This is a genomic window from Streptomyces sp. P9-2 (genome assembly GCF_051903975.1).
Lineage (GTDB): Bacteria > Actinomycetota > Actinomycetes > Streptomycetales > Streptomycetaceae > Streptomyces > Streptomyces cellulosae.
On record NZ_CP192633.1, the window covers coordinates 3,431,414 to 3,456,838 of the forward strand.

Here is a 25,425-nt window from a genome sequence, read left to right on the forward strand (position 1 = left end):
ATCCCCCGGTAGCTTGCGCACGTTCATTGACACCCGCCGTTCACCGCTACCTAACATGCATGCATAACAAGCAGCGCTCCTCACAGACAGGTCAATCGGGGTGAACAGGCACCATTGGTGGCGTGACGCGGTGATCTACCAGGTGTATGTCCGCAGCTTTCTGGACAGCACCGGGGACGGCATCGGCGATCTCGCCGGCGTCAGGGCGGGACTGCCGTACCTGAGGAAGCTCGGCGTGGACGGGATATGGCTCAGCCCGTTCTACCCGTCGCCCCAGCACGACCACGGCTACGACGTGGCCGACTACCGTGACGTCGACCCGGTCTACGGCGACCTCGACGAGTTCGACCGGCTGGTGGCCTCCGCCCACCGCCTGGGCATCCGGGTGCTGCTCGACGTCGTGCCCAACCACTGCTCCAGCGCCCACCCGTGGTTCCGCGCGGCCCTGGCCGCGGCCCCCGGCAGCCCCGAGCGGGCCCGCTTCCACTTCGCCGACGGCCGCGGCCCCGACGGCGGTGAGCCGCCCAACAACTGGCACGCCATGTTCGGCGGCCCCGCCTGGACCCGCGTCACCGAGGCGGACGGCCGCCCCGGCCAGTGGTACCTGCACATGTTCACGCCCGAGCAGCCCGACTGGAACTGGCGCAACCCCGAGGTCGCCGACGAGTTCGACCAGGTCCTGCGGTTCTGGCTGGACCGGGGCGTCGACGGCTTCCGCATCGACGTCGCCGCGGGCCTGTTCAAGCACCCTGAGCTGCCCGACTCCCCCGACCCCGAGGCCGACGCCCGCACCCGCGACTCGGTCAACCCCCTTGCCTGGAACCAGCCCGAGGTGCACGACGTGTGGCGGCACTGGCGCGCGGTGTGCGAGGAGTACACCGCCCGCGACGGCCGCGAACGCCTCCTGGTCGGCGAGGTCTCCGTGCCCTCCGCCCGCGAGCACGCCAAGTACGTCCGCCCGGACGAGCTCCACCAGGCGTTCTTCTTCGACCTGCTCGGCGCGCCCTGGGACGCCGACGCCTTCCGCAAGGTCATCTCCGAGGCCATGCAGGACATCGCAGGCACCGGCTCCACCGTCACCTGGGTGCTCAACAACCACGACCAGGTGCGCACCGTCACCCGCTACGGCGAACCCGCCCCCGAGGGCAGCGGACTCGGCGCCGCCCGCGCCCGCGCCGCCGCGCTGCTGATGCTGGCGCTGCCCGGCGCCGCGTACATCTACCAGGGCGAGGAGCTGGGCCTGCCGGAGGTCGTCGACCTGCCCGACGACGTGCTCACCGACCCGATCTTCCGCCGTACCGGCAGCCGCGCCCGTATCCGCGACGGCTGCCGGGTGCCGCTGCCCTGGTCGGGACAGGCCTCGCCGTTCGGCTTCACCTCCGGCGCCGAGGGCGCCAAGCCCTGGCTGCCGCAGCCCGACTACTTCGCCGAGTACGCCACCCACCGCGCCCTCGCCGACACCCGCTCCTCCTGGCACCTGTACCGCGACGGTCTCCAACTGCGGTCCGCCCTGCACCAGCTGGGCGAGGGCACACTGCGCTGGCTGGACACCCAGCCCGGCGTCCTCGCCTTCGCCCGCGACGACCTGGTCTGCGCCGTCAACTTCGGCACCGCCCCCGTACCCGCCCCGGTCCCCGGCACCCCGTTGCTCTCCAGCGGCCCCTGCCGGTCCGGGGAGCTCCCCGGCTCCACCGCCGCCTGGTGGATCGACGGCTCCTGAGAAGCACGCCCCGGGTCACCACCCGTCCGAGAAGCACGCCCCGGGTCACCACCCGTCCGAGAAGCACGCCCCGGTCAACACCCGTTTTCCCGAAGGGACATCGATGATGATGCGACGACGTACCACCCTGCTCGCCGGATGCACCGCCCTCGTCCTCGCGCTCGGCGCGACCGCCTGCGGAGGCGGCGAACCCGTCGCGGCCGGCGGCGGCGACAAGTCACTCGACGGGCAGACCGTCACCGTGGCGGGCGTCTGGTCCGGCAGCGAGCAGAAGAACTTCCAGAAGGTGCTCGACGCCTTCACCGAGAAGACCGGCGCCAAGACCCAGTTCGTCTCCACCGGCGACAACGTCTCCACCGTCGTCGGCAGCAAGATCGAGGGCGGCAACGCCCCCGACGTCGTGATGGTGCCGCAGGTCGGCGTGCTCAAGCAGTTCGCCGGGCAGGGCTGGCTGAAGCCGCTGGACAAGAAGGTGCAGTCCGCGGTCGGCGCCAACTTCGCCGAGGTGTGGCAGAACTACGGCAGCGTCGACGGCACCCTGTACGGCCTCTACTTCAAGGCCGCCCACAAGTCGACCGTCTGGTACAGCCCCGAGGCGCTCGAGCAGGCCGGCGTCGCCGAGCCGAAGACGTACGACGAGATGCTGAAGAACGGCCGGACCATATCCGACTCCGGGCTCGCCGCCTTCTCCGTCGCCGGCCAGGACGGCTGGACCCTCACCGACTGGTTCGAGAACGTCTATCTCTCCCAGGCCGGACCCGAGAAGTACGACGCCCTCGCCGCGCACGAGATCAAGTGGACCGACCCGACCGTGGTGGACGCGCTCACCACCCTCGGCAAGCTGTTCAAGGACAAGCAGCTCATCGCGGGCGGCCAGAAGGGCGCCCTGAACACCGACTTCCCCGGCTCGGTGGAGAAGGTCTTCGGACCCGAGGCCGAGGCCGCCCTGGTGTACGAGGGCGACTTCGTGGCCGGCGTCGCCAAGGACCAGTTCGGCCGGACCATCGGCACCGACGCCGACTTCTTCCCGTTCCCGCCGGTCGGCGGCGGTGAGGCGCCCGTGGTCAGCGGCGGCGACGCGGCCGTCGTCCTCAAGGACGGCAAGAACAGCGAGGCCGGCATGGCGCTCGTCGAGTACCTGGCCAGCCCCGAGGCCGCGGCCGTCTGGGCCGAGGCGGGCGGCTTCCTCTCCCCGAACAAGAAGCTCGACCTGTCCTCCTACGGCGACGACGTCACCCGCGCCACCGCCGAGTCCCTGGTCAAGGCCGGCGATTCGGTCCGCTTCGACATGTCCGACCAGGCCCCCGCGGCCTTCGGCGGCACCAAGGGCGCGGGCGAGTGGAAGATCCTCCAGGACTTCCTGCGTGACCCGTCCGACCCGGCGAAGACCGCGGCCGAGCTCGAGAAGGCCGCCGCCAAGGCCTACGGGAACTGACGGCCATGACCGCCACAGTCGTGAAAGAGGCGACCCCGCCCGCCCCCGCGCGCCCCGACGGCGCGCGCGGGCGGCGCCTGCGCCGGCGCGGCCGGATCGTCGCCTTGCTGTTCGCGCTCCCCGCGCTGCTGCTGCTCGGCGCGCTCGTCGTCTACCCGGTGCTGTTCTCCGTCGGCCGGAGCTTCTTCGACGCCTCCGGCACCGAGTTCGTCGGCGGTGAGAACTACGCCGAGATGTTCCGCGACCCGGCGACCCTCACGGCCGTCCGCAACACGGCCGTCTGGGTCGTGGTCGCCCCGACCCTGCTCACCGGCCTCGGCCTGATCCTCGCCGTGCTGGTGGAGAAGGTCCGCTGGGCCACCGCCTTCAAACTGCTGCTGTTCATGCCGATGGCGGTCTCCTTCCTCGCCGCCGGCATCATCTTCCGGCTCGCCTACGACGAGGACCCCGACAAGGGCGTCCTCAACGCGGCCGTCGTCTCCGTCCACGACGCCTTCGCCGGCAGCTCCTCCTACCCGACCGCCCGCGCCCGCGACGGCGAGGGCCTGACCAAGGAGCGTGACGGCTCCTACGTCACCGCCGCGGACGTCTCACCCGGCGACACGCAGGCGCTCGGCCTGGTCGGCGTCGCCCCCAAGGACCTGCCCGGCGAGGCCCGACCCGCGTCACAGGCGGCGTCGGACACGGCCGCCGCGGACGAGGTACGCGGCGTGGTGTACCTGGACTTCACGCCCGGCGGGGGAGGGAAGCAGGGCGTGGTCGACCGCGAGGAGAGCGGCCTGCCCGGCGTGACCGTCGAGGCGGTGCGCGACGGGAAGACGGTAGCGAGCGCCACCACCGCGTCCGACGGCTCCTTCCGCTTCACCGGCCTCGACGACGGCGCGTACGCCCTGAAGCTGCCCTCGGACAACTTCGCCCCGCCCTACGAGGGCGTCTCCTGGCTCGGTCCGGCGCTGGTCACCCCGGCGATCATCGGGGCGTACCTGTGGATCTGGACCGGGTTCGCGATGGTGCTGATCGGGGCCGGCCTGTCCACGCTGCCCCGGGACGCGCTCGAGGCGGCCCGGATGGACGGCGCGAACGAGTGGCAGATCTTCCGGCGGATCACCGTCCCGCTGCTCGCGCCCGTCCTCACCGTGGTGTTCGTGACGCTGGTGATCAACGTGATGAAGGTCTTCGACCTCGTCTACATCATCGCGCCCGGGCCCGTGCAGGAGGACGCGACCGTCCTCGCCACCCAGATGTGGCTGGTGTCCTTCGGCGGCGGCAACAACCAGGGGCTGGGCAGCGCGCTCGGCGTCCTGCTGCTGCTCCTGGTCATCCCGGCCATGGTGTTCAACGTCCGCCGCTTCAAGAGGAGTCAGCGATGAACGTGATCCGTCGCGGCCTGGGCAACGCGGTGGTGCAGGCCTTCCTGGTCGTCATCGGGCTGATCTGGATGACCCCGCTGGCCGGCCTGTTCCTGTCCTCGCTGCGGTCCGCGGAGGACACCGCGAAGGGCGGCTGGTGGACCGTGTTCACCAGCCCCGGGCAGCTGTCCTTCGACAACTACTCGGCGCTGCTGGAGAACTCCGGCATCACGCAGGCGTTCTGGAACACCGTGCTCATCTCGGTGCCGACCACCGTGCTCGTCGTGGTCGTCGCCGCGCTCGCCGGATACGCCTTCGCCTGGCTGGAGTTCCCCGGGCGGGACACGGTGTTCCTGGTCGTCGTGGCGCTGCTGGTGGTGCCCGTGCAGATCGGTCTGCTGCCGGTCGCCAAACTCTTCGGCCAGCTCGGCCTGTTCGGGACCATCCCCGGGGTCGTGCTGTTCCACGTCGCCTACGGGCTGCCGTTCGCGGTGTTCCTGCTGCGGAACTACTTCGCGGAGATGCCGAAGGAGATGCTGGAGGCCGCGCGGATGGACGGCGGCAACGAGTGGCGGATCTTCACCCGGCTCGTGCTGCCGGTGGGGCGGCCGGCCATCGCCAGCCTCGCCATCTTCCAGTTCCTGTGGGTGTGGAACGACATGCTGGTGGCGCTGCTGTTCGCGGACAGTTCGTCGCAGCCGCTGACGGTGGAGCTGCAGTCGCAGATCCGGCAGTTCGGCAGCAACGTGGACGTGCTGGCGCCGGGGGCGTTTCTGTCGCTGGTGGTGCCGGTGGTGGTCTTCTTCGCGTTCCAGCGGCACTTCGTGCAGGGGGTCATGGCGGGGTCCGTGAAGTAGGGGGTGGGGCGGGGAGGGTTGGTCGCCCCCTCCGCCCCTTCCCTTCCCGTCCCTGGGGCTGCGCCCCAGCCCCCTATCGGCCCTTCGGGCCTCGTCCTCAAGCGCCGGACGGGCTGGATCGCGCCGTGCGGACTTGAAGGATCACGGGGTCGCCGGCGGGTACAGCGACCTCGGGAGCTGTGACGCCGCCGCCGCGTCCAGAAGCCACAGCGTGCGGCTGCGGCCGTACGCTCCCGCTGCCGGGCCCTGGATCTCGCCCGCGCCCGAGAGCGCGATCGCCGCTGCCTCGGCCTTGTCCTCGCCCGCCGCGAGCAGCCACACCTCCCGGGCCGCGCGGATCGCGGGGAGAGTGAGGGTGATGCGGGTGGGCGGGGGCTTGGGGGCGCCGTGGACGCCCACCACCGTGCGTTCCGTCTCGCGGACCGCGGGCAGTTCGGGGAACAGGGACGCCACATGGGTGTCCGGGCCCAGGCCCAGCATCAGGACGTCGAAGGACGGCACCGGGCCGTGGTCCTCCGGGCCCGCCGCCGCGGCCAGCTCCGCCGCGTAGGCGGCGGCCGCCGCCTCCACGTCCGAGCCGTGCGGGCCGTCCGACGCGGGCATGGCGTGCACGCGCTCCGGGTCCAGCGGCACCGCGTCCAGCAGCGCCTCGCGGGCCTGGGTGACATTGCGGTCCGGGTCGCCCTCGGGCAGGAACCGTTCGTCGCCCCACCACAGGTCCAGGCGCGACCAGTCGATCGCGTCCCGGGCCGGGGCGGCGGCCAGCGCGGCCAGCAGGCCGTTGCCGTTGCGGCCGCCGGTCAGCACGACCGACGCCTCGCCCCGCGAGGACTGCGCGTCCACGATCCTGGTGATCAGCCGAGCCGCCGCGGCCTGTGCCATCAGCTCCTTGTCCCGGTGCACGACCAGCTGGGGTGCCGTCGTCACTTCGCCGCCGCCTTCTTCACCGGTGCCTCCTCCGTCGCCTCGGCCGCAGGACCTTTCGCAGCCGACTCGACGGGAGCGGGGACGGCCTCGCGTTCACCGCCCCGTCCTTCTCCTTTGGCCGGCGCGTCACCGCCGTCCCCCTGCTTCAGCCGCTCCACGCCGTAGCGCAGGGCCGACGCGTAGGTGTCGTCCGGGTCCAGACGGCGCAGCTCCTCCGCGATCAGCTCCGCGGTGTCCCGGCGCTTGAGCGCCACCGCCCGCTTCGGCTGGCCCTGGATGGCCAGCGTCGCCAGCGAGCCGTCGGCGCGGTCCAGCACGATCGGGCCGCAGTCGGTGTCCATCCGGACCGCCGTGAGACCGGGACCCGCGGAACGGGTGCGCCGCACGGGCACGTCCAGCCGGTCCGCGAGCCACATCGCCAGCAGCTCGCAGCTCGGGTTGAACTCCTCGCCCTCCACCTCGACGCCCTGCACCTGGCAGGCGACCTGGTCCAGCGCGGCGGCCAGCATCGAACGCCACGGCGTGATGCGGGTCCACGACAGGTCCGTGTCGCCCGGGGTGTAGGCGTCGGCGCGGGCGGCCAGCTCCTTCACCGGCTGCTCGCAGGCGTAGGTGTCGGTCACCCGGCGCTGGGCCAGCGCGCCCAGCGGGTCGTTCGCCGGGTCCAGCGGCGCGTTCACCGGCCACCACACCACGACCGGGGCGTCCGGGAGCAGCAGCGGCAGCACCACCGACTGGGCGTGGTCGACGACCTCGCCGTACAGCCGCAGCACCACCGTCTCACCGGTGCCCGCGTCCGCGCCGACCCGCACCTCGGCGTCCAGCCGCGACTGCGTCCGGTCGCGCGGGGAGCGGGAGACGCGCTTGATGACGACCAGGGTGCGCGAGGGGTGCTCGCGCGAGGCGTCGCCGGCCGCCTTCAGGGCGTCGTAGGCGTTCTCCTCGTCCGTCACGATGACCAGGGTCAGCACCATGCCGACGGCCGGCGTGCCTATGGCCCGCCGCGCCTTCACCAGCGCCTTGTTGATCTTGCTGGCCGTGGTGTCCGTGAGGTCTGTCTTCATGGCCGGCGCCAGCTCCGTCCGTCTCGCTCGAGCATTTCGTCCGCCTCGACGGGTCCCCAGGTGCCGGCCTGGTACTGGGCCGGCTTGCCTTGCGCGTCCCAGTACTCCTCGATCGGGTCGAGGATCTTCCAGGACAGCTCGACCTCCTCCGTGCGCGGGAAGAGGTTGGAGTCGCCGAGCAGGACGTCGAGGATCAGCCGCTCGTACGCCTCCGGGCTGGACTCGGTGAACGACTCGCCGTACGCGAAGTCCATCGACACGTCCCGGATCTCCATGGACGTGCCCGGCACCTTCGAGCCGAAGCGCACCGTGACGCCCTCGTCCGGCTGGACGCGGATCACGATGGCGTTCTGGCCGAGCTCCTCGGTGGCCGTGGTGTCGAAGGGGGAGTGCGGCGCCCGCTGGAAGACCACCGCGATCTCCGTCACCCGGCGGCCCAGCCGCTTGCCGGTGCGCAGGTAGAAGGGGACGCCCGCCCAGCGGCGGTTGTCGATGCCCACCTTGATCGCCGCGTAGGTGTCGGTCTTGGAGGCCGGGTCGATGCCCTCCTCCTCCAGATAGCCGATGACCTTCGCGCCGCCCTGCCAGCCGGCCGCGTACTGCGCGCGCACGGTGTCCCGGCCCAGGTCCTTCGGCAGCCGCACGGCGCCGAGCACCTTGGTCTTCTCCGCGGCGAGCGCGTCCGCGTCGAAGGAGGCGGGCTCCTCCATCGCGGTCAGCGCGAGCAGCTGCAGCAGGTGGTTCTGGATGACGTCGCGGGCGGCGCCGATGCCGTCGTAGTAGCCGGCCCGGCCGCCGATGCCGATGTCCTCGGCCATGGTGATCTGCACATGGTCCACGAAGGACCGGTTCCAGATCGGTTCGAACATCGTGTTGGCGAAGCGCAGCGCCAGGATGTTCTGGACGGTCTCCTTGCCCAGGTAGTGGTCGATCCGGAAGACCTGCTCCGGCGCGAACACCTCGTGGACGAGGGCGTTCAGTTCCTCGGCCGACTTCAGGTCGTGCCCGAAGGGCTTCTCGATGACCGCGCGCCGCCAGGAGCCGCCCGTCTGGTCCGCGAGCCCGTGCTTCTTCAGCTGCTGGATGACCACCGGGAAGGAGCGCGGCGGCACCGACAGGTAGAAGGCGAAGTTGCCGCCCGTGCCCTGCGCCTTGTCCAGCTCCTCGATCGTGCCGCGCAGCCGCTCGAAGGACTCGTCGTCGTCGAAGGTGCCCTGCACGAAGCGCATGCCCTGGATGAGCTGCTGCCAGACCTCCTCACGGAAGGGGGTCCGCGCGTGTTCCTTGACCGCGTCGTGGACCTCCTGCGCGAAGTCCTCGTTCGCCCACTCCCGGCGGGCGAAGCCCACCAGCGAGAAGCCCGGCGGCAGCAGCCCCCGGTTGGCGAGGTCGTACACGGCCGGCATCAGCTTCTTGCGCGACAGGTCACCCGTGACGCCGAAGATGACCAGGCCCGACGGCCCCGCGATACGCGGGAGCCGTCGGTCGGCGGGGTCACGCAGCGGATTGCTGCTCGACAAGATCTCAGCCCTCCGAGGGGGCGAGGCGCTGGAGCTCCGCCTCGGTCGACTTCAGCAGGTCGTTCCAGGACGCCTCGAACTTGTCGACGCCCTCGTCCTCCAGAAGCCGCACCACCTCGTCGTACGAGATGCCGAGCCGCTCGATCGCGTCGAGATCGGCGCGCGCCTGCTCGTACGTGCCCGCGATGGTGTTGCCCCGGATGTCGCCCTGCTCCTCGGTGGCGAACAGCGTCGCCTCCGGCATGGTGTTCACCGTGTTCGGCGCCACCAGCTCGTCGACGTACATCGTCGCCTTGTACGCCTTGTCCTTCACGCCGGTCGACGCCCACAGCGGACGCTGCTTGTTGGCGCCCTCGCGCTCCAGCGCGGCCCAGCGGTCCGTGGAGAAGACCTCCTCGTACGCCTGGTACGCCAGTCGCGCGTTGGCGATGGCGGCCTTGCCGCGCAGCGCCTTGGCCTCGTCGGTGCCGAGCGCGTCGATCCGCTTGTCGATCTCGGTGTCCACGCGGGACACGAAGAAGGACGCCACGGAGTGGATCTTCGACAGGTCCAGGCCGCGGGCCTTGGCCTTCTCCAGGCCGGTGAGGAAGGCGTCCATCACCTTGCGGTAGCGCTCCAGGGAGAAGATCAGCGTGACGTTGACGCTGATGCCCAGGCCGATGACCTCGGCGATGGCCGGGATGCCCGCCTCGGTCGCCGGGATCTTGATCAGGGTGTTCGGCCGGTCCACCAGCCAGGCGAGCTGCTTGGCCTCGGCGACCGTCGCGCGGGTGTCGTGCGCCAGCCGCGGGTCCACCTCGATGGACACCCGGCCGTCACGGCCGTCGGTGGCGTCGAAGACCGGGCGCAGGATGTCGGCGGCGTCACGGACGTCCGCCGTCGTGATCATCCGGATGGCCTCCTCGACGGTCACCTTCCGGGCCGCGAGGTCGGCGAGCTGCGTGTCGTAGCCGTCGCCCTCGGAGATCGCCTTCTGGAAGATCGTCGGGTTGGTGGTGACGCCCACGACGTGCTGCTGGTCGATCAGCTCCGCCAGGTTGCCGGACGTGATCCGCTTGCGCGACAGGTCGTCCAGCCAGATCGCGACGCCCTCGTCGGAAAGGCGCTTCAGTGCGTCTGTCATGGAAATTCCATCTCCTACGTGTCGTATGTGAGCGTCAGCGCCGGGCGGCGGCGATCGATTCCCGCGCGACGGCGGCCACGTTGTCGGCGGTGAAGCCGTACTTCTCGAACAGCACCTTGCCGTCGGCCGAGGCGCCGAAGTGTTCCAGCGAGACGATGCGGCCGGCGTCGCCCACGTACTTGTGCCAGGTGAGGCCGATCCCCGCCTCGACGGCCACACGCGCCTTCACGGACGGCGGCAGGACGCTGTCCCGGTACCCCTGGTCCTGCTCCTCGAACCACTCCACGGACGGCATGGACACCACGCGCGTCGGCACCCCGTCGGCCTGGAGCCGCTCGCGCGCCTCGACGGCGACGTGCACCTCGGAACCGGTGGCGATCAGGACGACCTCGGGCTCGCCGCCCTCGGCCTCGAACAGCACGTAACCGCCGCGGGCCGCGTCCTCGTTGGGCTCGTACGTCGGCACGCCCTGGCGGGTGAGCGCCAGACCGTGCGGGGCGCCCTTGCCGAACTCCTTGGTCCAGCGCTTGAGGATCTCGCGCCAGGCGATCGCGGTCTCGTTCGCGTCGGCCGGGCGGACCACGTTCAGGCCCGGGATGGCACGCAGCGACGCGAGGTGCTCGACCGGCTGGTGGGTCGGGCCGTCCTCGCCGAGACCGATGGAGTCGTGCGTCCACACGTACGTCACCGGCAGGTGCATCAGCGCCGACAGACGCACGGCGTTGCGCATGTAGTCGGAGAACACCAGGAAGGTGCCGCCGTAGATGCGGGTGTTGCCGTGCAGCGCGATGCCGTTCATCTCCGCGGCCATGGAGTGCTCGCGGATGCCGAAGTGGATCGTGCGGCCGTACGGGTTCGCCTCCGGCAGCGGGTTGTCCGCCGGGAGGAACGACGACGTCTTGTCGATCGTGGTGTTGTTGGAGCCGGCGAGGTCGGCCGAGCCGCCCCACAGCTCCGGGATCACCGCGCCGAGCGCCTGCAGCACCTTGCCGGAGGCGGCGCGGGTGGCGACGCCCTTGCCCGGCTCGAACACCGGCAGGGCGTCCTGCCAGCCCTTGGGCAGCTCGCCCGCGGCGATGCGGTCGTACTCGGCGGCGCGCTCCGGGTTGTTGTCCCGCCACTGCTGGAAGGACTTCTCCCACACGGCGCGCGCGGCCTGGCCGCGCTCCAGCGCCTTGCGGGTGTGCGCGATGACCTCGTCGGCGACCTCGAAGGTCTTCTCCGGGTCGAAGCCGAGGACGCGCTTGGTGGCTGCGACCTCGTCGTCGCCGAGCGCCGAGCCGTGGGCGGCCTCGGTGTTCTGCGCGTTCGGCGCGGGCCAGGCGATGATCGAGCGCATCGCGATGAAGGACGGCCGGTCGGTGACCTTCTTCGCCTCCTGGATCGCGTCGTAGATCGCGTTCGGGTCCAGGTCACCGTCGGGCTTCGGCGCCACGCGCTGCACGTGCCAGCCGTACGCCTCGTACCGCTTGACCGTGTCCTCGGAGACGGCCGTCTCGGTGTCGCCCTCGATCGAGATGTGGTTGTCGTCCCACAGCAGGACCAGGTTGCCGAGCTTCTGGTGCCCGGCCAGCGAGGACGCCTCGGCGGAGATGCCCTCCTGGAGGCAGCCGTCACCGGCGATGCAGTAGATGTAGTGGTCGAACGGGGACTCCCCGGCGGGGGCCTCCGGGTCGAACAGCCCGCGCTCGTAGCGGGCGGCCATCGCCATGCCCACCGCGTTGGCGACACCCTGGCCGAGCGGGCCGGTCGTGGTCTCCACGCCGGTGGTGTGCCCGTACTCCGGGTGACCCGGGGTCTTCGAGCCCCAGGTGCGGAAGGACTTAAGGTCGTCCAGCTCCAGGCCGAAGCCGGCCAGGTAGAGCTGGGTGTAGAGGGTCAGGGACGAATGTCCGGCGGACAGCACGAAGCGGTCTCGCCCGACCCAGTCGGCGTCCGCCGGGTCGTGCCGCATCACCTTCTGGAAGAGGGTGTAGGCGGCAGGCGCCAGGCTCATCGCCGTACCCGGATGGCCGTTGCCGACCTTCTGTACGGCATCGGCGGCCAGGACGCGGGCGGTGTCGACGGCCCGCTGGTCCAGTTCGGTCCACTCGAGGTCTGTGGTGGTCGGCTTGGTGCTCACCCTGAGTCAGGGCTCCTCTCCACATGTCGGATGCCGGTGACTGCCCACCGGCGTGGTCGAGCCTACCCCCGTAGGACGTGCCTTTTTCCGGGTCGTTCCAGAGTGCGGGCACTCCCCGGGACGCGCCTCCTGACCGGTGAGTTTCCGCATTCGGCAGATGAATACGGAGCCGCTCATCCGCGTGCTCAATCGAGCTTCGGGACGCACCTCGGAGAGGGGTCCGCCAACACGACCGGACCCCCGCGAATGCCGGGGTCTGGGCAACGTCTAGAGTGGCGTGGTACGCGCGAGCCTTTACCGGCACTTCACAGGGAAAGGCTCGCTGGGATGTCTCTGTAGGGGTGTGCGTGACGGCCGTTGAATCCCGCCCGGCGGGGGTTTTGGGGACGAGTCAGAGCCCTGCGCATCGGCCGTTCCGGGCCCGTGTGACGGCATTCGTGGCTCTCACCAAGCCGCGGATCATCGAACTGCTGCTCATCACCACCGTCCCGGTGATGTTCCTGGCGCAGCAGGGCGTGCCCGACCTGACGCTCGTGCTGCTGACCTGCCTCGGCGGCTATCTGTCGGCCGGCGGCGCCAACGCGCTCAACATGTACATCGACCGCGACATCGACGCGCTGATGGACCGCACCTCGCAGCGCCCGCTGGTGACCGGCATGGTCAGCCCGCGCGAGGCCCTGGTCTTCGGCATCACCCTGGCGGTCGTCTCCACGCTGCTGTTCGGCCTGACCGTCAACTGGCTGTCCGCCTGGCTGTCCCTCGGCGCGCTCCTCTTCTACGTCGTCGTCTACACGATGATCCTCAAGCGCCGCACGGCGCAGAACATCGTGTGGGGCGGCATCGCCGGCTGCATGCCGGTGCTGATCGGCTGGTCCGCCGTCACGAACTCGATGTCCTGGGCCCCGGTCGTCCTCTTCCTCGTGATCTTCTTCTGGACGCCGCCGCACTACTGGCCGCTGTCCATGAAGGTGAAGGAGGACTACGCGCGCGTGGGCGTGCCGATGCTGCCGGTCGTCGCCGGCAACAAGGCGGTCGCCAAGCAGATCGTCCTCTACAGCTGGGTGATGGTCGGCGTGTCGCTGCTCCTCACCCCGATGGGCTACACCGGCTGGTTCTACACCGCGGTCGCCCTGGCGGCCGGCGGCTGGTGGCTGTGGGAGGCGCACGCGCTGCTGAACCGCGCCAAGGCCGAGGTGACGGGGGCCAAGCTCAGGGAGATGCGCCTCTTCCACTGGTCCATCACCTATGTCTCGCTGCTCTTCGTCGCCATCGCGGTGGACCCCTTCCTGCGCTGAGACGCACGCCTGCGCGCCGACGGGCGGGGCACGTGGCCAAGGCCACGGACCCCGCCCGTCGCCGTTCGATCTACCCGTCGGTAGCATCCTGCTCATGGCAGACACGCAGCAGGTGGACCCGAAGGACGGGCAGAAGGCGGCCCGGCTCGCCAAGCGGATCGGCGGCTACGCCAAGGAGCACGGCGGCGCCGAGGGACATGTGCAGTACCTCGGCGAGCGCGGCGCCCGGATCGTCCTCGTCGGCGAGGACGGCGCCTGGGGGGACGTCCACGCGCCCTCCATGGAGATCGCCCGGCTGGCCGTCGAGAAGGCGGGCATCACCGTGCACGAGCAGTTCGACGGCGACTTCGCCGCGAAGGTGAAGACCGGCCCGTACGAGTGGAGCCGCATGGCCGGCATCCAGGTCGGCGGCCCCTCCAACGACTGACCGCCCCACGGGCAACACCTCTTCCCCGGTTCACCCGTTAGGACCTGTAGACAGCGTCCACACGGGGAGAGTCCGGAGATGATCGACCCGCCGTCCCTTGTGGACCAGTACTGCCACGGCGTACTGCGCACGGAGCTGGGCCTCGGCACGTTCGAGGCCCAGCTGGCCCGCACCGAGGGACCGCCGGCGCCCGGCACCACCCTCTTCGACACCCAGACCGGGTTCGCGGTGCGCCGCTGGTGCCCGCCCCTGCTGGGCCTGGAACCGCACTGCCCTCCCGCCCGCTACCTCGCCCGCCGCCGGGAACTCGGCACGGTCGAGGCGGGCCGCCGGCTGCTGCGCGGCAGCGGCATCACCGCCTACCTCGTCGACACCGGCCTGCCCGACGACCTCACCGACCCCGACGAGCTGGCCCGCGCAGGCCAGGCCGAGGCGCACGAGATCGTCCGCCTGGAGCAGCTCGCCGAACAGGTCGCCGACACCTCCGGCACCGTCGAGTCCTTCCTCGCCAACCTCGCCGAGTCGGTGCACGGCGCCGCCGCGCACGCCGTCGCCTTCACCTCTGTCGCGGGACTGCGCCACGGGCTCGCCCTCGCCCCCGAGCCGCCGGAGGCGGGGGAGGTGCGCGGCGCGGCCGGACGCTGGCTGGCCGCGCGCGTCGCGGGGGACCGGCTGACCGACCCCGTACTGCTGCGCCATCTGCTGTGGATCGCCGTGGCCTCGGGACTGCCGCTCCAGCTGCACGCAGGGCTGGGCGCCCCCGGCGCGCGCGTCGACCGCACCGACCCGGTGCTGCTCACCGACTTCGTCCGGGCCACCGCCGGACTCGGCACCGACCTCGTTCTGCTGCACGGCTATCCGTACCACCGGCACGCCGCCCACCTCGCGGGCGTCTTCCCGCACGTCTACGCCGACTGCGGCGCCGCCCTGGTCCGCACCGGCGCCCGCGCGGCGACCGTCCTCGCGGAGGTCCTGGAGCTGGCCCCCTTCGGCAAGATCCTCTTCTCCAGCGGCGCCCGCGGCCTGCCCGAGCTGCACGTCGTCGGCGCCCACCTCTTCCGGGAGGCCCTCGCCCGGGTCCTCGGCGGCTGGGTCTCCGAGGGCGCCTGGTCCCTGGACGACGCCCGGCGCGTCGCCACGATGATCGCCTCCGGCAACGCGGCCCGGGTGTACGGGCTGAGCTGACCGGAAGCCGCCGTGCGGGGGAGCGGGTCGGGGGAGACTGGGCGGATGCAGCAGACCGACGCCCTGCTCGGCCGCTTCCTCGCCGGGCTCGCGCCCCTGTCCCCGCTCGCCGTGTGGGCACACGGCTCCCTGGCCGCCGGGGACTACGTGGAGGGCCGCAGCGACCTCGACCTGATCGCCGTCCTGCCGAACCCGCCGGGCGCGGGCGCCGTGTGGCGGGTGGCCGTCCTGCACAACCGGCTGCGCACCGCACCGCTCGCGGGCGGGCTCCACTGCACGTACCTGGCTCCGAAGACGGCCGCCGACGCCGAGCGGCGGCACCTCACCTGGGCGCACGAGCGGCTGCTGCGGCGGCCCGTCACCCCGGTCACCCGCACCGAACTGCACACGTCGGGCCGGGTGCTGCACGGCGCGCCGCCCGCGGACCTGCTGCCTCCGGTGCCGGACGGCGAGCTCGCCGCGTTCGTGCTGCGCGACCAGCGTGACTACTGGCGGCCGTACGTGGACCGGGCGGACCTGTGGACGCGGGACGTCTGGGTCGACCTCGGTCTGCTGACCCACGCGCGGGCCACCGTCACCCTCCGGGAGGGCCGGCTGATCAGCAAGCGGGAGGCGCTGGACGTGCTGCCCGGCCTCGGAGCGCCCGAGGAGGTCGTCGAGGACATCCGCGCGCGCCGTTACGGCGGGGCGGTCACGGCCGACGTGAGCCGGCGTGCCGCGCTGGTGCGGGGTTACCTGGGGCCGGCGATCGACGCGCTGGTGGCCGGCTCCTGAGCCGGGACGGCCGACGGCTGTGGGCCCGACTCCGGGCGCTCGCGCAGCGACAGCAGGACGCGCAGCACCCAGATCCACATCACGCACGAACCGAACATGTGCGCGCCGACCAGGACCTCGGGCAGGTCGGTGAAGTACTGGACGTAGCCGATCACGCCCTGCGCCAGCAGGATCAGGAACAGCTCACGGGTGCGGGCCAGCGGGCCCTCGGGGGCGTCGACGGCCTTCAGCACGAACCACAGGGCGAAGGTCAGCGTCACCACGATCCACGCGAGCACGGCGTGCAGCTTGGTGACCGTCTCCCAGTCCAGCGGCATCCGCGGGACCTCGCTGGAGTCGCCCGCGTGCGGACCCGCGCCGGTGACCACCGTGCCGGCCGCGATCAGCAGCACGGACGCGGCCACCAGGACCCACACCAGTTGCTGGACGGCCTTGCCGACCAGCGGCCGCGGCCCGGCGTCGCCCTCACGGGTGCGCTGCCACATCACCGTGGCGACCGCGATCAGTGCCGAGGACAGCAGGAAGTGCGCCGCGACCGTGTACGGGTTGAGACCGACCAGCACCACGATGCCGCCGAGCACCGCGTTGCCCATGACCACCCAGAACTGCGCCCAGCCCAGCCGGGTGAGGCTGCGCCGGTACGGCTTCTGGGAGCGCGCGGCGACGATCGCCCAGCCGACGGCCGCGCACAGCACGTACGTCAGCAGGCGGTTGCCGAACTCGATGTAGCCGTGGATGCCCATCTCGGCGGTGTTGTGGAGCGAGTCCTCGGTGCACTTGGGCCAGGTGGGGCAGCCGAGGCCCGAGCCGGTCAGCCGGACCGCGCCGCCGGTGACCACGATGACCACCGACATCACGAGTGCGGCGAGGGCCGCGCGCCGGACGGTCCGGGGGTCCGGGGTCCAGCGGGCGGCGATGAAGGCGAGCGGGTTGCGCGGCGACGTCGGGGCGTCGGCGCGGGTCACGTTTGGCACGCGTCCCATCGTAGGCGTCCGCTTGTGCACGCTTTCACGAGGGTCGGTCCCGGTCATCCCGCACCTACTCCCAGCGGAAGAACGCACCGGCCGCGGCGAGCCCCGCGACCGCCCAGGCGGTGAGGATCCCCAGGCCGGCCCAGGGCATCCCGGCGCCGTGCTGGAGCACGTCCCGCAGCCCCTCCGACAGCGCGGCGATCGGCAGCAGTCCGAGCACGTCCTGCGCGGCCTCCGGGAACTTGTCCAGCGGCACGACGACACCGCCGCCGACGAGCAGCAGCAGGAAGACCAGGTTGGCGGCGGCGAGCGTCGCCTCCGCCTTGAGCGTGCCGGCCATGAGGAGCCCCAGCCCGGAGAAGGCGGCCGTGCCCAGCGCCAGCAGGGCGATCACCGCGAGCGCGCTGCCCTGCGGGTCCCAGCCGAGCGTCAGCGCGATCACCGTCAGCAGGACCACCTGAAGCACCTCGGTGACCAGCACCGACAGCGTCTTGGCGGTCATCAGACCCCAGCGCGGCAGGGGAGAGGCGGCGAGCCGCTTCAGCACGCCGTAGCGGCGCTCGAAGCCGGTGGCGATGGCCTGCCCGGTGAACGCGGTCGACATCACGGCGAGCGCCAGGATGCCGGGCGCGAGGAAGTCCACCGCCGCGCCGTCGCCGGTGTCCACCACGTCCACGGTGCTGAACAGCACGAGGAGGAGCGTGGGGATGATCACGGTGAGCAGCAGCTGCTCGCCGTTGCGCAGCAGCATCTTCGTCTCGAGCACCGCCTGGGCGGCGATCATGCGCGCGAGCGGCGCCGCGCCCGGCTGCGGCGAGTAGGTCCCGGTGGCCGTCACGAACGCAGCTCCTTGCCGGTCAGCTCGAGAAAGACGTCTTCGAGGGTGTGCCGTTCGACCGAGATCCGGTCCGGCAGGACACCGTGCTGCGCGCACCAGGACGTCACCGTGGCGAGCAGCTGCGGGTCGACCTTGCCGGTGACCCGGTACGAGCCCGGCGTCACCTCGGCGGCCGACGCGTCGGAGGGCAGCGCCTTCAGCAGGGACGCCACGTCAAGTCCGGGCCGCCCGGAGAAGCGCAGGGTGTTCTCGGCGCCGCCCCGGCACAGCTCCTCGGGGGAGCCCTGGGCGACGACCCGGCCGGCGTCGATGATCGCCACGTCGTCGGCGAGCTGCTCGGCCTCGTCCATGTAGTGCGTGGTGAGGACGACGGAGACACCGTCGTCGCGCAGGTCCCGGACCAGGCCCCAGGTGGCGTGGCGGGCCTGCGGGTCGAGGCCCGCGGTCGGCTCGTCCAGGAACACCAGTTCAGGGCGGCCGACCACGGCCATCGCCAGCGCGAGCCGCTGCTGCTGCCCGCCCGACAGCCGCCGGTACGACGTACGGCCGCAGGAGCCGAGGCCCAGGCGCTCGATCAGCGCGTCCACGTCCAGCGGGCGCGCGTGCAGCTTCGCCACGTGGCGCAGCATCTCGTCCGCCCGCGCCCCCGCGTACACGCCGCCGGACTGGAGCATCACGCCGATGCGGGGCCGCAGCGCCGCCGACTCGCGGACCGGGTCGAGGCCCAGGACGCGCACCGTGCCGGAATCCGGCCGCCGGTACCCCTCGCAGATCTCGACCGTGGTCGTCTTGCCCGCTCCGTTGGGGCCGAGCACGGCGGTCACGCCCTGCCGGGCCGCCAGGTCGAGGCCGTCCACCGCGGTCTTCGTGCCGTACCGCTTCACCAGGGCCTGCACCTGGACCACGGGCTCACTTCGCATGGGTCATGAGTCTAGGGAGCCCGCGGGGGGTCCGGACCCGCGGGTGGGGGAGGCCGCCCGGACGGGAGAGGCGGTCCTGCGCGGGCTGCCCGGAATGTGCTCCGGATCGGTAAATGCGCCGGTCGGAGGGGGTGCGGGCGGTGTCGGCACGGTGTGCGCGATCAGCCCCCGTCCGATCGATCAAAGATCGTTTCCGCAGGTCAGATTAGGTATACCTAAGTGATGCAAGGCACTGTGGGCCGACGGGACGCGGCTTGCCCGGCTCCGAGGAATTACGCAACAATGGCGTTGTGAAAAACGTTGGCGAGGCGTCCCACGAGGAGCTGGCAACCGGTGAGCGGTCCACCCGCAACCGCGTCGCCCGCTCCATCCTGGACCACGGCCCGTCGACCGTCGCCGAACTGGCCGGGCGGCTGAAGCTCACCCAGGCGGCCGTGCGCCGCCACCTCGACGCCCTGGCCGCGGACAACGTCGTGGAGGCCCGTGAGCGGCGCGTCTACGGCACGCGCTCGCGCGGACGTCCGGCCAAGGTGTTCGCCCTGACCGACTGCGGCCGGGACGCCTTCGACCAGTCCTACGACAAGCTCGCGGTGGACGCGCTGCGCTGGATCGGCGAGCGGGAGGGCGGCAGCGAGGCCGTCGCCGCGTTCGCCCGGGCCCGTATCGCCGCCCAGGCGGGCGCCTACCGCAAGGCCGTCGAGTCCGTACCCCCCGAGCAGCGCACCGAGGCCCTGGCCAAGGCGCTCAGCGCGGACGGGTACGCTGCGACCGCGCGCAGCGCACCGGTCGGCGAGCAGCTCTGCCAGCACCACTGCCCGGTCGCCCACGCCGCCGAACAGTTCCCGCAGCTCTGCGAGGCCGAGACGGAATTTTTCGCCGAGCTCCTCGGTACTCACGTACAGCGGCTGGCGACGATCGCGCACGGCGACGGCGTCTGCACGACGTTCATCCCCAAGATTTCCCACAACGCATCTGCAAGCACGTCCGGGAGGAACCCCGCATGACTCTCCCCACGGAGACTGCCCACCCCGAGCTGGAGGGTCTGGGCACCTACGAATACGGCTGGGCCGACCGTGACGAGGCCGGTGCGTCGGCGCGACGCGGCCTGAACGAGGACGTCGTCCGGGACATCTCCTCGAAGAAGGACGAGCCGGAGTGGATGACGAAGCTCCGCCTCAAGGGTCTGCGCCTGTTCGAGAAGAAGCCCATGCCGAACTGGGGCTCGGACCTCTCCGGCATCGACTTCGACAACATCAAGTACTTCGTGCGGTCGACGGAGAAGCAGGCGGAGTCCTGGGAGGACCTCCCCGAGGACATCAAGAACACCTACGACAAGCTGGGCATCCCCGAGGCCGAGAAGAAGCGCCTCGTCGCCGGTGTCGCCGCCCAGTACGAGTCGGAGGTCGTCTACCACCAGATCCGCGAGGACCTGGAGGAGCAGGGCGTCATCTTCCTCGACACCGACACCGCCCTGAAGGAGCACCCGGAGCTCTTCAAGGAGTACTTCGGCACGGTCATCCCCGCCGGTGACAACAAGTTCGCCGCGCTCAACACGGCCGTGTGGTCCGGCGGCTCCTTCATCTACGTGCCCCCGGGCGTGCACGTCGAGATCCCGCTCCAGGCCTACTTCCGGATCAACACCGAGAACATGGGCCAGTTCGAGCGGACCCTGATCATCGTCGACGAGGGCGCCTACGTGCACTACGTCGAGGGCTGCACCGCGCCGATCTACAAGTCGGACTCGCTGCACTCCGCGGTCGTCGAGATCATCGTCAAGAAGAACGCACGCTGCCGCTACACGACCATCCAGAACTGGTCGAACAACGTCTACAACCTGGTGACCAAGCGCGCCGTCGCCTACGAGGGCGCCACCATGGAGTGGATCGACGGCAACATCGGCTCCAAGGTGACGATGAAGTACCCGGCCGTCTACCTGATGGGCGAGCACGCCAAGGGCGAGACCCTGTCCATCGCCTTCGCGGGCGAGGGCCAGCACCAGGACGCCGGCGCCAAGATGGTCCACATGGCCCCGAACACGTCGTCGAACATCGTCTCCAAGTCGGTGGCGCGCGGCGGCGGCCGGACCTCCTACCGCGGTCTCATCGAGATCGGCGAGGGCGCCCCGGGCTCCAAGTCCAACGTGCTGTGCGACGCGCTGCTGGTGGACACCATCTCCCGCTCGGACACCTACCCCTACGTGGACGTCCGCGAGGACGACGTGTCCATGGGCCACGAGGCGACCGTCTCCAAGGTCTCCGAGGACCAGCTCTTCTACCTGATGAGCCGCGGCCTGTCCGAGGACGAGGCGATGGCGATGATCGTGCGCGGCTTCGTCGAGCCGATCGCCAAGGAACTGCCGATGGAGTACGCGCTCGAGCTCAACCGGCTGATCGAGCTCCAGATGGAAGGCGCGGTCGGCTGACCGCCGCCCCCGTCTCCCGTCAGGCCCCTTACGCAACGGAAAGCGAGCACTACGACAGCCATGGCTGAGGCTCAGAACATCCCGGTCGGTTCCACGACCGCCGGTTCGATCGCGGTCGCCGCCGAGTCGACCGTCGCCACGCGCATGAGCGCGCCCCCGTCCTTCGACGTGGCGGACTTCCCCGTCCCCCATGGCCGTGAGGAGGAGTGGCGGTTCACCCCGCTGGAGCGGCTGCGCGGGCTGCACGACGGCACCGCCGCCGCCACCGACGCGGGCGTCAAGGTCGCCGTCGAGGCGCCCGAGGGCGTCACCGTCGAGACCGTCGGCCGTGACGACGCCCGGCTCGGCCGCACCGGAGCCCCGGTGGACCGCGTCGCCGCCCAGGCGTACTCGGCCTTCACCCAGGCGTCGGTCGTGACCGTGCCGAAGGAGACCGTCCTCACCGAGCCGATCCGCATCGCGGTGCACGGCGAGGGCGGCACCGCCTACGGCCATCAGGTGATCGAGCTCGGCGCCTTCGCCGAGGCCCTCGTGGTCATCGACCACACCGGCGACGCGGTGCTCGCCGCCAACGTCGAGTACGTCCTCGGCGACGGCGCCAAGCTCACCGTCGTGTCCGTCCAGGACTGGGACGACAAGGCCGTGCACGTCGCCCAGCACAACGCCCTCGTCGGCCGCGACGCCTCCTTCAAGTCGGTCGTCGTGACCTTCGGCGGCGACGTCGTCCGCCTCCACCCGCGCGTCACCTACGCGGGCACCGGCGGCGAGGCCGAGCTGTTCGGCCTGTACTTCACGGACGCAGGCCAGCACCAGGAGCACCGCCTCCTGGTCGACCACAACGTCCCGCACTGCAAGTCCAACGTCGTCTACAAGGGCGCGCTGCAGGGCGACGACGCGCACGCCGTGTGGATCGGCGACGTGCTCATCGAGGCCAAGGCCGAGGGCACCGACACCTACGAGATGAACCGCAACCTCGTCCTCACCGACGGCGCGCGGGTCGACTCCGTGCCGAACCTGGAGATCGAGACCGGCGAGATCGTCGGCGCCGGCCACGCCTCCGCGACCGGCCGCTTCGACGACGAGCAGCTCTTCTACCTGATGGCCCGCGGCATCGCCGAGAAGGACGCCCGCCGTCTGGTGGTCCGCGGCTTCTTCGCCGAGCTCGTCCAGCAGATCGGCGTCCCCGACATCGAGGAGCGCCTGATCGCCAAGATCGAGGAGGAGCTGGAGGCCGCGGTCGCATGACCTTCGTACGCGTCTGTGGACTGGGCGAGCTGGAGGAGGACACCCCGAAGCGGGTGGAACTCGACGGCACGCCGGTCTCCGTGGTGCGCACCGAGGGAGAGGTGTTCGCGATCCACGACATCTGCTCCCACGCGAACGTCTCCCTCGCGGAGGGCGAGGTGGACGACTGCCACATCGAGTGCTGGCTGCACGGCTCGCGTTTCGACCTCCGTTCCGGCAAGCCCGACGCCCTCCCGGCGACGCGCCCCGTCCCCGTATACCCCGTAAAGATCGAAGGGGACGACGTGCTCGTCTCCCTCACCCAGGAGTCCTGAGGCACCCATGGCAACGCTTGAAATCCGAGACCTGCACGTCACCGTCGAGGCCGACAACGCCACGAAGGAGATCCTCAAGGGCGTCGACCTCACCGTGAAGCAGGGCGAGACGCACGCCATCATGGGCCCCAACGGCTCGGGCAAGTCGACCCTCGCCTACTCGCTCGCGGGTCACCCCAAGTACACGATCACGCAGGGCACCGTCACCCTCGACGGCGAGGACGTCCTGGAGATGTCCGTCGACGAGCGCGCCCGCGCCGGCCTGTTCCTCGCCATGCAGTACCCGGTCGAGGTCCCCGGCGTCTCCGTCTCCAACTTCCTGCGCACCTCCGCCACCGCCGTCCGCGGCGAGGCCCCCAAGCTGCGCACCTGGGTGAAGGAGGTCAAGGAGGCCATGGAGCGCCTCAACATGGACCCCGCCTTCGCCGAGCGGAACGTGAACGAGGGCTTCTCCGGCGGTGAGAAGAAGCGCCACGAGATCCTTCAGCTGGAGCTGCTCAAGCCGAAGATCGCCATCCTCGACGAGACCGACTCCGGCCTGGACGTCGACGCCCTGCGCGTCGTCTCCGAGGGCGTCAACCGCGTCCGCGAGTCCGGCCAGGTCGGCACCCTGCTGATCACGCACTACACGCGCATCCTGCGCTACATCAAGCCCGACCACGTCCACGTCTTCGCGGCCGGACGGATCGCCGAGTCCGGCGGCCCCGAGCTCGCCGACAAGCTGGAGGCCGAGGGCTACGAGGCATACACGAAGGGTGGCGCATCCGAGTGACACAGCTGCCGGGCCTCCTCGACACCGAGGCGATCCGCAAGGACTTCCCCATCCTGGACCGTCAGGTCCACGACGGGCGCAAGCTCGTGTACCTGGACAACGCGGCGACCAGCCAGAAGCCGCGGCAGGTGCTGGACGCCCTCGGCGAGTACTACGAGCGCTACAACGCCAACGTCCACCGCGGTGTGCATGTGCTCGCCGAGGAGGCCACGGCGCTGTACGAGGGTGCGCGCGACAAGGTCGCGGAATTCGTCAACGCGCCCTCGCGCGACGAGGTGATCTTCACCAAGAACGCCTCCGAGTCGCTCAACCTCGTGGCCAACATGCTCGGCTGGGCCGACGAGCCCTACCGGGTGGACCACGAGACCGAGATCGTCATCACGGAGATGGAGCACCACTCCAACATCGTGCCGTGGCAGCTGCTCGCGCAGCGCACGGGCGCGAAGCTGAAGTGGTTCGGCCTCACCGACGACGGCCGGCTCGACCTGTCCAACATCGACGAGATCATCACCGAGAAGACGAAGATCGTCTCCTTCGTGCTGGTCTCCAACATCCTGGGCACGGTCAACCCGGTCGAGGCCATCGTGCGCCGCGCCCAGGAGGTCGGCGCCCTCGTGTGCATCGACGCCTCCCAGGCCGCGCCGCACATGCCGCTGGACGTGCAGGCCCTCCAGGCCGACTTCGTGGCCTTCACCGGCCACAAGATGTGCGGCCCGACCGGCATCGGCGTCCTGTGGGGCCGCCAGGAGCTGCTGGAGGACCTGCCTCCGTTCCTCGGCGGCGGCGAGATGATCGAGACCGTGTCGATGAGCTCGTCGACGTACGCCCCCGCCCCGCACAAGTTCGAGGCGGGCACCCCGCCGATCGCCCAGGCGGTCGGGCTCGGCGCGGCGATCGACTACCTGTCGGGCATCGGCATGGACAAGGTACTCGCCCACGAGCACGCCATCACCGAGTACGCCGTCAAGCGGCTCCTCGAGGTGCCGGACCTGCGCATCATCGGTCCGGCCACCGCGGAGGACCGCGGCGCCGCGATCTCCTTCACCCTCGGGGACATCCACCCGCACGACGTGGGCCAGGTCCTCGACGAGCAGGGCATCGCGGTCCGGGTCGGACACCACTGCGCCCGCCCCGTCTGCCTGCGGTACGGAATTCCTGCGACCACCCGTGCGTCGTTCTATCTGTACTCCACGCCGGCGGACATCGACGCGCTGGTCGACGGTCTGGAGCACGTACGGAACTTCTTCGGATGAGGGGCTGAGGCGTGAAGCTGGACTCCATGTACCAGGACGTCATCCTGGACCACTACAAGAACCCGCACGGCCGGGGTCTTCGGGATGGCGACGCCGAGGTGCACCACGTCAACCCGACGTGCGGCGACGAGATCACGCTGCGCGTGAAGTACGACGGCACGACCATCAGCGACGTCAGCTACGAGGGACAGGGCTGTTCCATCAGCCAGGCGTCCGCGTCCGTGCTGAACGACCTGCTGGTGGGCAAGGATCTCGCCGAGGCGCGGAAGATCCAGGGCACGTTCCTGGAGCTGATGCAGTCCAAGGGGAAGATCGAGCCCGACGACGCGATGGAGGAGGTGCTGGAGGACGCGGTCGCGTTCGCCGGCGTCTCCAAGTACCCCGCGCGGGTCAAGTGCGCCCTCCTGAGCTGGATGGCGTGGAAGGACGCGACGGCCCAGGCGCTGGGCGCCGACGCCGAAAGGACTACGGCATGAGCGAGACCGTGGAGATGAAGCCGGCCTCGGAGGAGGAGCTCCGCGAGGCCCTGATGGACGTCGTCGACCCCGAGCTGGGCATCGACGTCGTCAACCTCGGCCTCATCTACGGCATCCACATCGACGACTCCAACGTGGCGACCGTCGACATGACCCTGACCTCGGCGGCCTGCCCGCTGACCGACGTCATCGAGGACCAGGCGAAGTCCGCCACGGACGGCCTGGTCAACGAGCTGCGGATCAACTGGGTCTGGATGCCGCCGTGGGGCCCGGACAAGATCACGGACGACGGCCGTGAGCAGCTGCGGGCGCTGGGGTTCAACGTCTGAGCCCTCGCCGTACACGGCGTGACGGCGACGTCCCCTTCGGGGGGCGTCGCCGTTCTCGTGCTTGTCGGCCGTTTCCGTGCTTCTCCT

At 70.8% G+C, this 25,425-nt stretch carries 24 protein-coding genes; 16 read left to right on the forward strand and 8 right to left on the reverse strand.

Going from position 1 to position 25,425, the window contains the following annotated elements:
- Nucleotides 1-100 precede the first annotated feature (100 nt).
- The 4 genes from ACQY0Z_RS15675 to ACQY0Z_RS15690 all read left to right on the forward strand — a co-directional run bounded on the left by ACQY0Z_RS15675 (nt 101) and on the right by ACQY0Z_RS15690 (nt 5,361).
- Entirely contained in the window at nt 101-1,720 is a 1,620-nt protein-coding gene (locus ACQY0Z_RS15675; RefSeq protein WP_189899465.1) for a glycoside hydrolase family 13 protein, read from the forward strand.
- A 106-nt stretch (nt 1,721-1,826) separates the two neighbouring features.
- Nucleotides 1,827-3,155 (forward strand): extracellular solute-binding protein, encoded by a 1,329-nt coding sequence (locus tag ACQY0Z_RS15680; protein WP_189899467.1) that lies wholly within the window; start codon nt 1,827-1,829, stop codon nt 3,153-3,155.
- A gap of 5 nt (nt 3,156-3,160) precedes the next feature.
- Nucleotides 3,161-4,525 (forward strand): ABC transporter permease, encoded by a 1,365-nt coding sequence (locus ACQY0Z_RS15685; RefSeq protein ID WP_189899469.1) that lies wholly within the window; start codon nt 3,161-3,163, stop codon nt 4,523-4,525.
- Nucleotides 4,522-5,361 (forward strand): carbohydrate ABC transporter permease, encoded by an 840-nt coding sequence (locus tag ACQY0Z_RS15690; RefSeq protein WP_189899471.1) that lies wholly within the window; start codon nt 4,522-4,524, stop codon nt 5,359-5,361. The genes ACQY0Z_RS15685 and ACQY0Z_RS15690 overlap by 4 nt, the downstream gene beginning before the upstream one ends.
- Nucleotides 5,362-5,502: 141 nt before the next feature.
- Here ACQY0Z_RS15690 and pgl read toward each other — a convergent pair whose 3' ends face one another.
- The 5 genes from pgl to tkt are packed head-to-tail and all read right to left on the reverse strand — an operon-like array spanning nt 5,503 to nt 12,117.
- Entirely contained in the window at nt 5,503-6,288 is a 786-nt protein-coding gene (gene pgl / locus ACQY0Z_RS15695; protein WP_439812426.1) for a 6-phosphogluconolactonase, read from the reverse strand.
- Nucleotides 6,285-7,352 (reverse strand): glucose-6-phosphate dehydrogenase assembly protein OpcA, encoded by a 1,068-nt coding sequence (gene opcA, locus ACQY0Z_RS15700; protein WP_189899474.1) that lies wholly within the window; start codon nt 7,350-7,352, stop codon nt 6,285-6,287. Before opcA ends, pgl begins: the two co-directional genes overlap by 4 nt.
- Complete coding sequence (zwf, locus tag ACQY0Z_RS15705; protein ID WP_439812427.1) at nt 7,349-8,872, reverse strand: glucose-6-phosphate dehydrogenase; 1,524 nt, start codon at nt 8,870-8,872, stop codon at nt 7,349-7,351. The genes opcA and zwf overlap by 4 nt, the downstream gene beginning before the upstream one ends.
- A 4-nt stretch (nt 8,873-8,876) precedes the next feature.
- Nucleotides 8,877-9,995: a transaldolase gene (tal, locus tag ACQY0Z_RS15710; protein ID WP_189899478.1), complete on the reverse strand. Its 1,119-nt coding sequence runs from the start codon at nt 9,993-9,995 to the stop codon at nt 8,877-8,879.
- Nucleotides 9,996-10,029: 34 nt separating this feature from the next.
- Nucleotides 10,030-12,117: a transketolase gene (gene tkt / locus ACQY0Z_RS15715; RefSeq protein WP_254586249.1), complete on the reverse strand. Its 2,088-nt coding sequence runs from the start codon at nt 12,115-12,117 to the stop codon at nt 10,030-10,032.
- Nucleotides 12,118-12,458: 341 nt separating this feature from the next.
- Here tkt and ACQY0Z_RS15720 point away from each other — a divergent pair, with 341 nt between their 5' ends.
- From ACQY0Z_RS15720 to ACQY0Z_RS15735, 4 genes are all read left to right on the forward strand, one after another.
- Nucleotides 12,459-13,412, forward strand: coding sequence for a heme o synthase (locus ACQY0Z_RS15720; protein ID WP_254586248.1), 954 nt, complete (start codon nt 12,459-12,461; stop codon nt 13,410-13,412).
- Between the two features lie 94 nt (nt 13,413-13,506).
- The gene (locus ACQY0Z_RS15725; protein ID WP_439812428.1) at nt 13,507-13,839 is read left to right on the forward strand and encodes a hypothetical protein; all 333 of its coding nucleotides are present in this window, start codon (nt 13,507-13,509) and stop codon (nt 13,837-13,839) included.
- A 78-nt stretch (nt 13,840-13,917) separates the two neighbouring features.
- Nucleotides 13,918-15,024, forward strand: a complete 1,107-nt coding sequence (locus ACQY0Z_RS15730; protein ID WP_189899484.1) for an amidohydrolase family protein — start codon at nt 13,918-13,920, stop codon at nt 15,022-15,024.
- A 45-nt stretch (nt 15,025-15,069) separates the two neighbouring features.
- On the forward strand, nt 15,070-15,798 hold the full coding sequence (locus ACQY0Z_RS15735) for a nucleotidyltransferase domain-containing protein (RefSeq protein ID WP_189899485.1): 729 nt from the start codon (nt 15,070-15,072) through the stop codon (nt 15,796-15,798).
- Here ACQY0Z_RS15735 and ACQY0Z_RS15740 read toward each other — a convergent pair.
- Genes ACQY0Z_RS15740 through ACQY0Z_RS15750 form a run of 3 tightly spaced genes read right to left on the reverse strand, consistent with a single transcriptional unit; the run spans nt 15,756 to nt 18,527 of the window.
- Nucleotides 15,756-16,781, reverse strand: coding sequence for a COX15/CtaA family protein (locus ACQY0Z_RS15740; RefSeq protein WP_381726012.1), 1,026 nt, complete (start codon nt 16,779-16,781; stop codon nt 15,756-15,758). The genes ACQY0Z_RS15735 and ACQY0Z_RS15740 overlap by 43 nt on opposite strands.
- Nucleotides 16,782-16,836: 55 nt before the next feature.
- Nucleotides 16,837-17,607: an ABC transporter permease gene (locus ACQY0Z_RS15745; RefSeq protein WP_189899487.1), complete on the reverse strand. Its 771-nt coding sequence runs from the start codon at nt 17,605-17,607 to the stop codon at nt 16,837-16,839.
- Nucleotides 17,604-18,527, reverse strand: coding sequence for an ABC transporter ATP-binding protein (locus ACQY0Z_RS15750; protein ID WP_254586246.1), 924 nt, complete (start codon nt 18,525-18,527; stop codon nt 17,604-17,606). The genes ACQY0Z_RS15745 and ACQY0Z_RS15750 overlap by 4 nt, the downstream gene beginning before the upstream one ends.
- A 290-nt stretch (nt 18,528-18,817) precedes the next feature.
- On the opposite strand from ACQY0Z_RS15750, the gene ACQY0Z_RS15755 reads away from it, so the two are divergent.
- From ACQY0Z_RS15755 to ACQY0Z_RS15790, 8 genes are read left to right on the forward strand one after another with little or no spacing between them, the layout of a single operon-like run.
- Nucleotides 18,818-19,531, forward strand: coding sequence for an ArsR family transcriptional regulator (locus ACQY0Z_RS15755; RefSeq protein ID WP_189899489.1), 714 nt, complete (start codon nt 18,818-18,820; stop codon nt 19,529-19,531).
- Nucleotides 19,528-20,949: a Fe-S cluster assembly protein SufB gene (gene sufB / locus ACQY0Z_RS15760; RefSeq protein WP_006131184.1), complete on the forward strand. Its 1,422-nt coding sequence runs from the start codon at nt 19,528-19,530 to the stop codon at nt 20,947-20,949. The genes ACQY0Z_RS15755 and sufB overlap by 4 nt, the downstream gene beginning before the upstream one ends.
- A 60-nt stretch (nt 20,950-21,009) precedes the next feature.
- Complete coding sequence (sufD, locus tag ACQY0Z_RS15765; protein WP_189899491.1) at nt 21,010-22,194, forward strand: Fe-S cluster assembly protein SufD; 1,185 nt, start codon at nt 21,010-21,012, stop codon at nt 22,192-22,194.
- A complete protein-coding gene (locus ACQY0Z_RS15770) occupies nt 22,191-22,508 on the forward strand; it encodes a non-heme iron oxygenase ferredoxin subunit (RefSeq protein WP_006131182.1) in 318 nt (105 codons plus the stop codon). The genes sufD and ACQY0Z_RS15770 overlap by 4 nt, the downstream gene beginning before the upstream one ends.
- A gap of 7 nt (nt 22,509-22,515) precedes the next feature.
- Nucleotides 22,516-23,280 (forward strand): Fe-S cluster assembly ATPase SufC, encoded by a 765-nt coding sequence (gene sufC / locus ACQY0Z_RS15775; protein ID WP_019522227.1) that lies wholly within the window; start codon nt 22,516-22,518, stop codon nt 23,278-23,280.
- The gene (locus tag ACQY0Z_RS15780; protein WP_254586244.1) at nt 23,277-24,533 is read left to right on the forward strand and encodes a cysteine desulfurase; all 1,257 of its coding nucleotides are present in this window, start codon (nt 23,277-23,279) and stop codon (nt 24,531-24,533) included. Before sufC ends, ACQY0Z_RS15780 begins: the two co-directional genes overlap by 4 nt.
- Nucleotides 24,534-24,544: 11 nt before the next feature.
- On the forward strand, nt 24,545-25,009 hold the full coding sequence (sufU, locus tag ACQY0Z_RS15785; RefSeq protein ID WP_189899492.1) for a Fe-S cluster assembly sulfur transfer protein SufU: 465 nt from the start codon (nt 24,545-24,547) through the stop codon (nt 25,007-25,009).
- On the forward strand, nt 25,006-25,338 hold the full coding sequence (locus ACQY0Z_RS15790; protein ID WP_006131178.1) for a metal-sulfur cluster assembly factor: 333 nt from the start codon (nt 25,006-25,008) through the stop codon (nt 25,336-25,338). The genes sufU and ACQY0Z_RS15790 overlap by 4 nt, the downstream gene beginning before the upstream one ends.
- Nucleotides 25,339-25,425 lie beyond the last annotated feature (87 nt).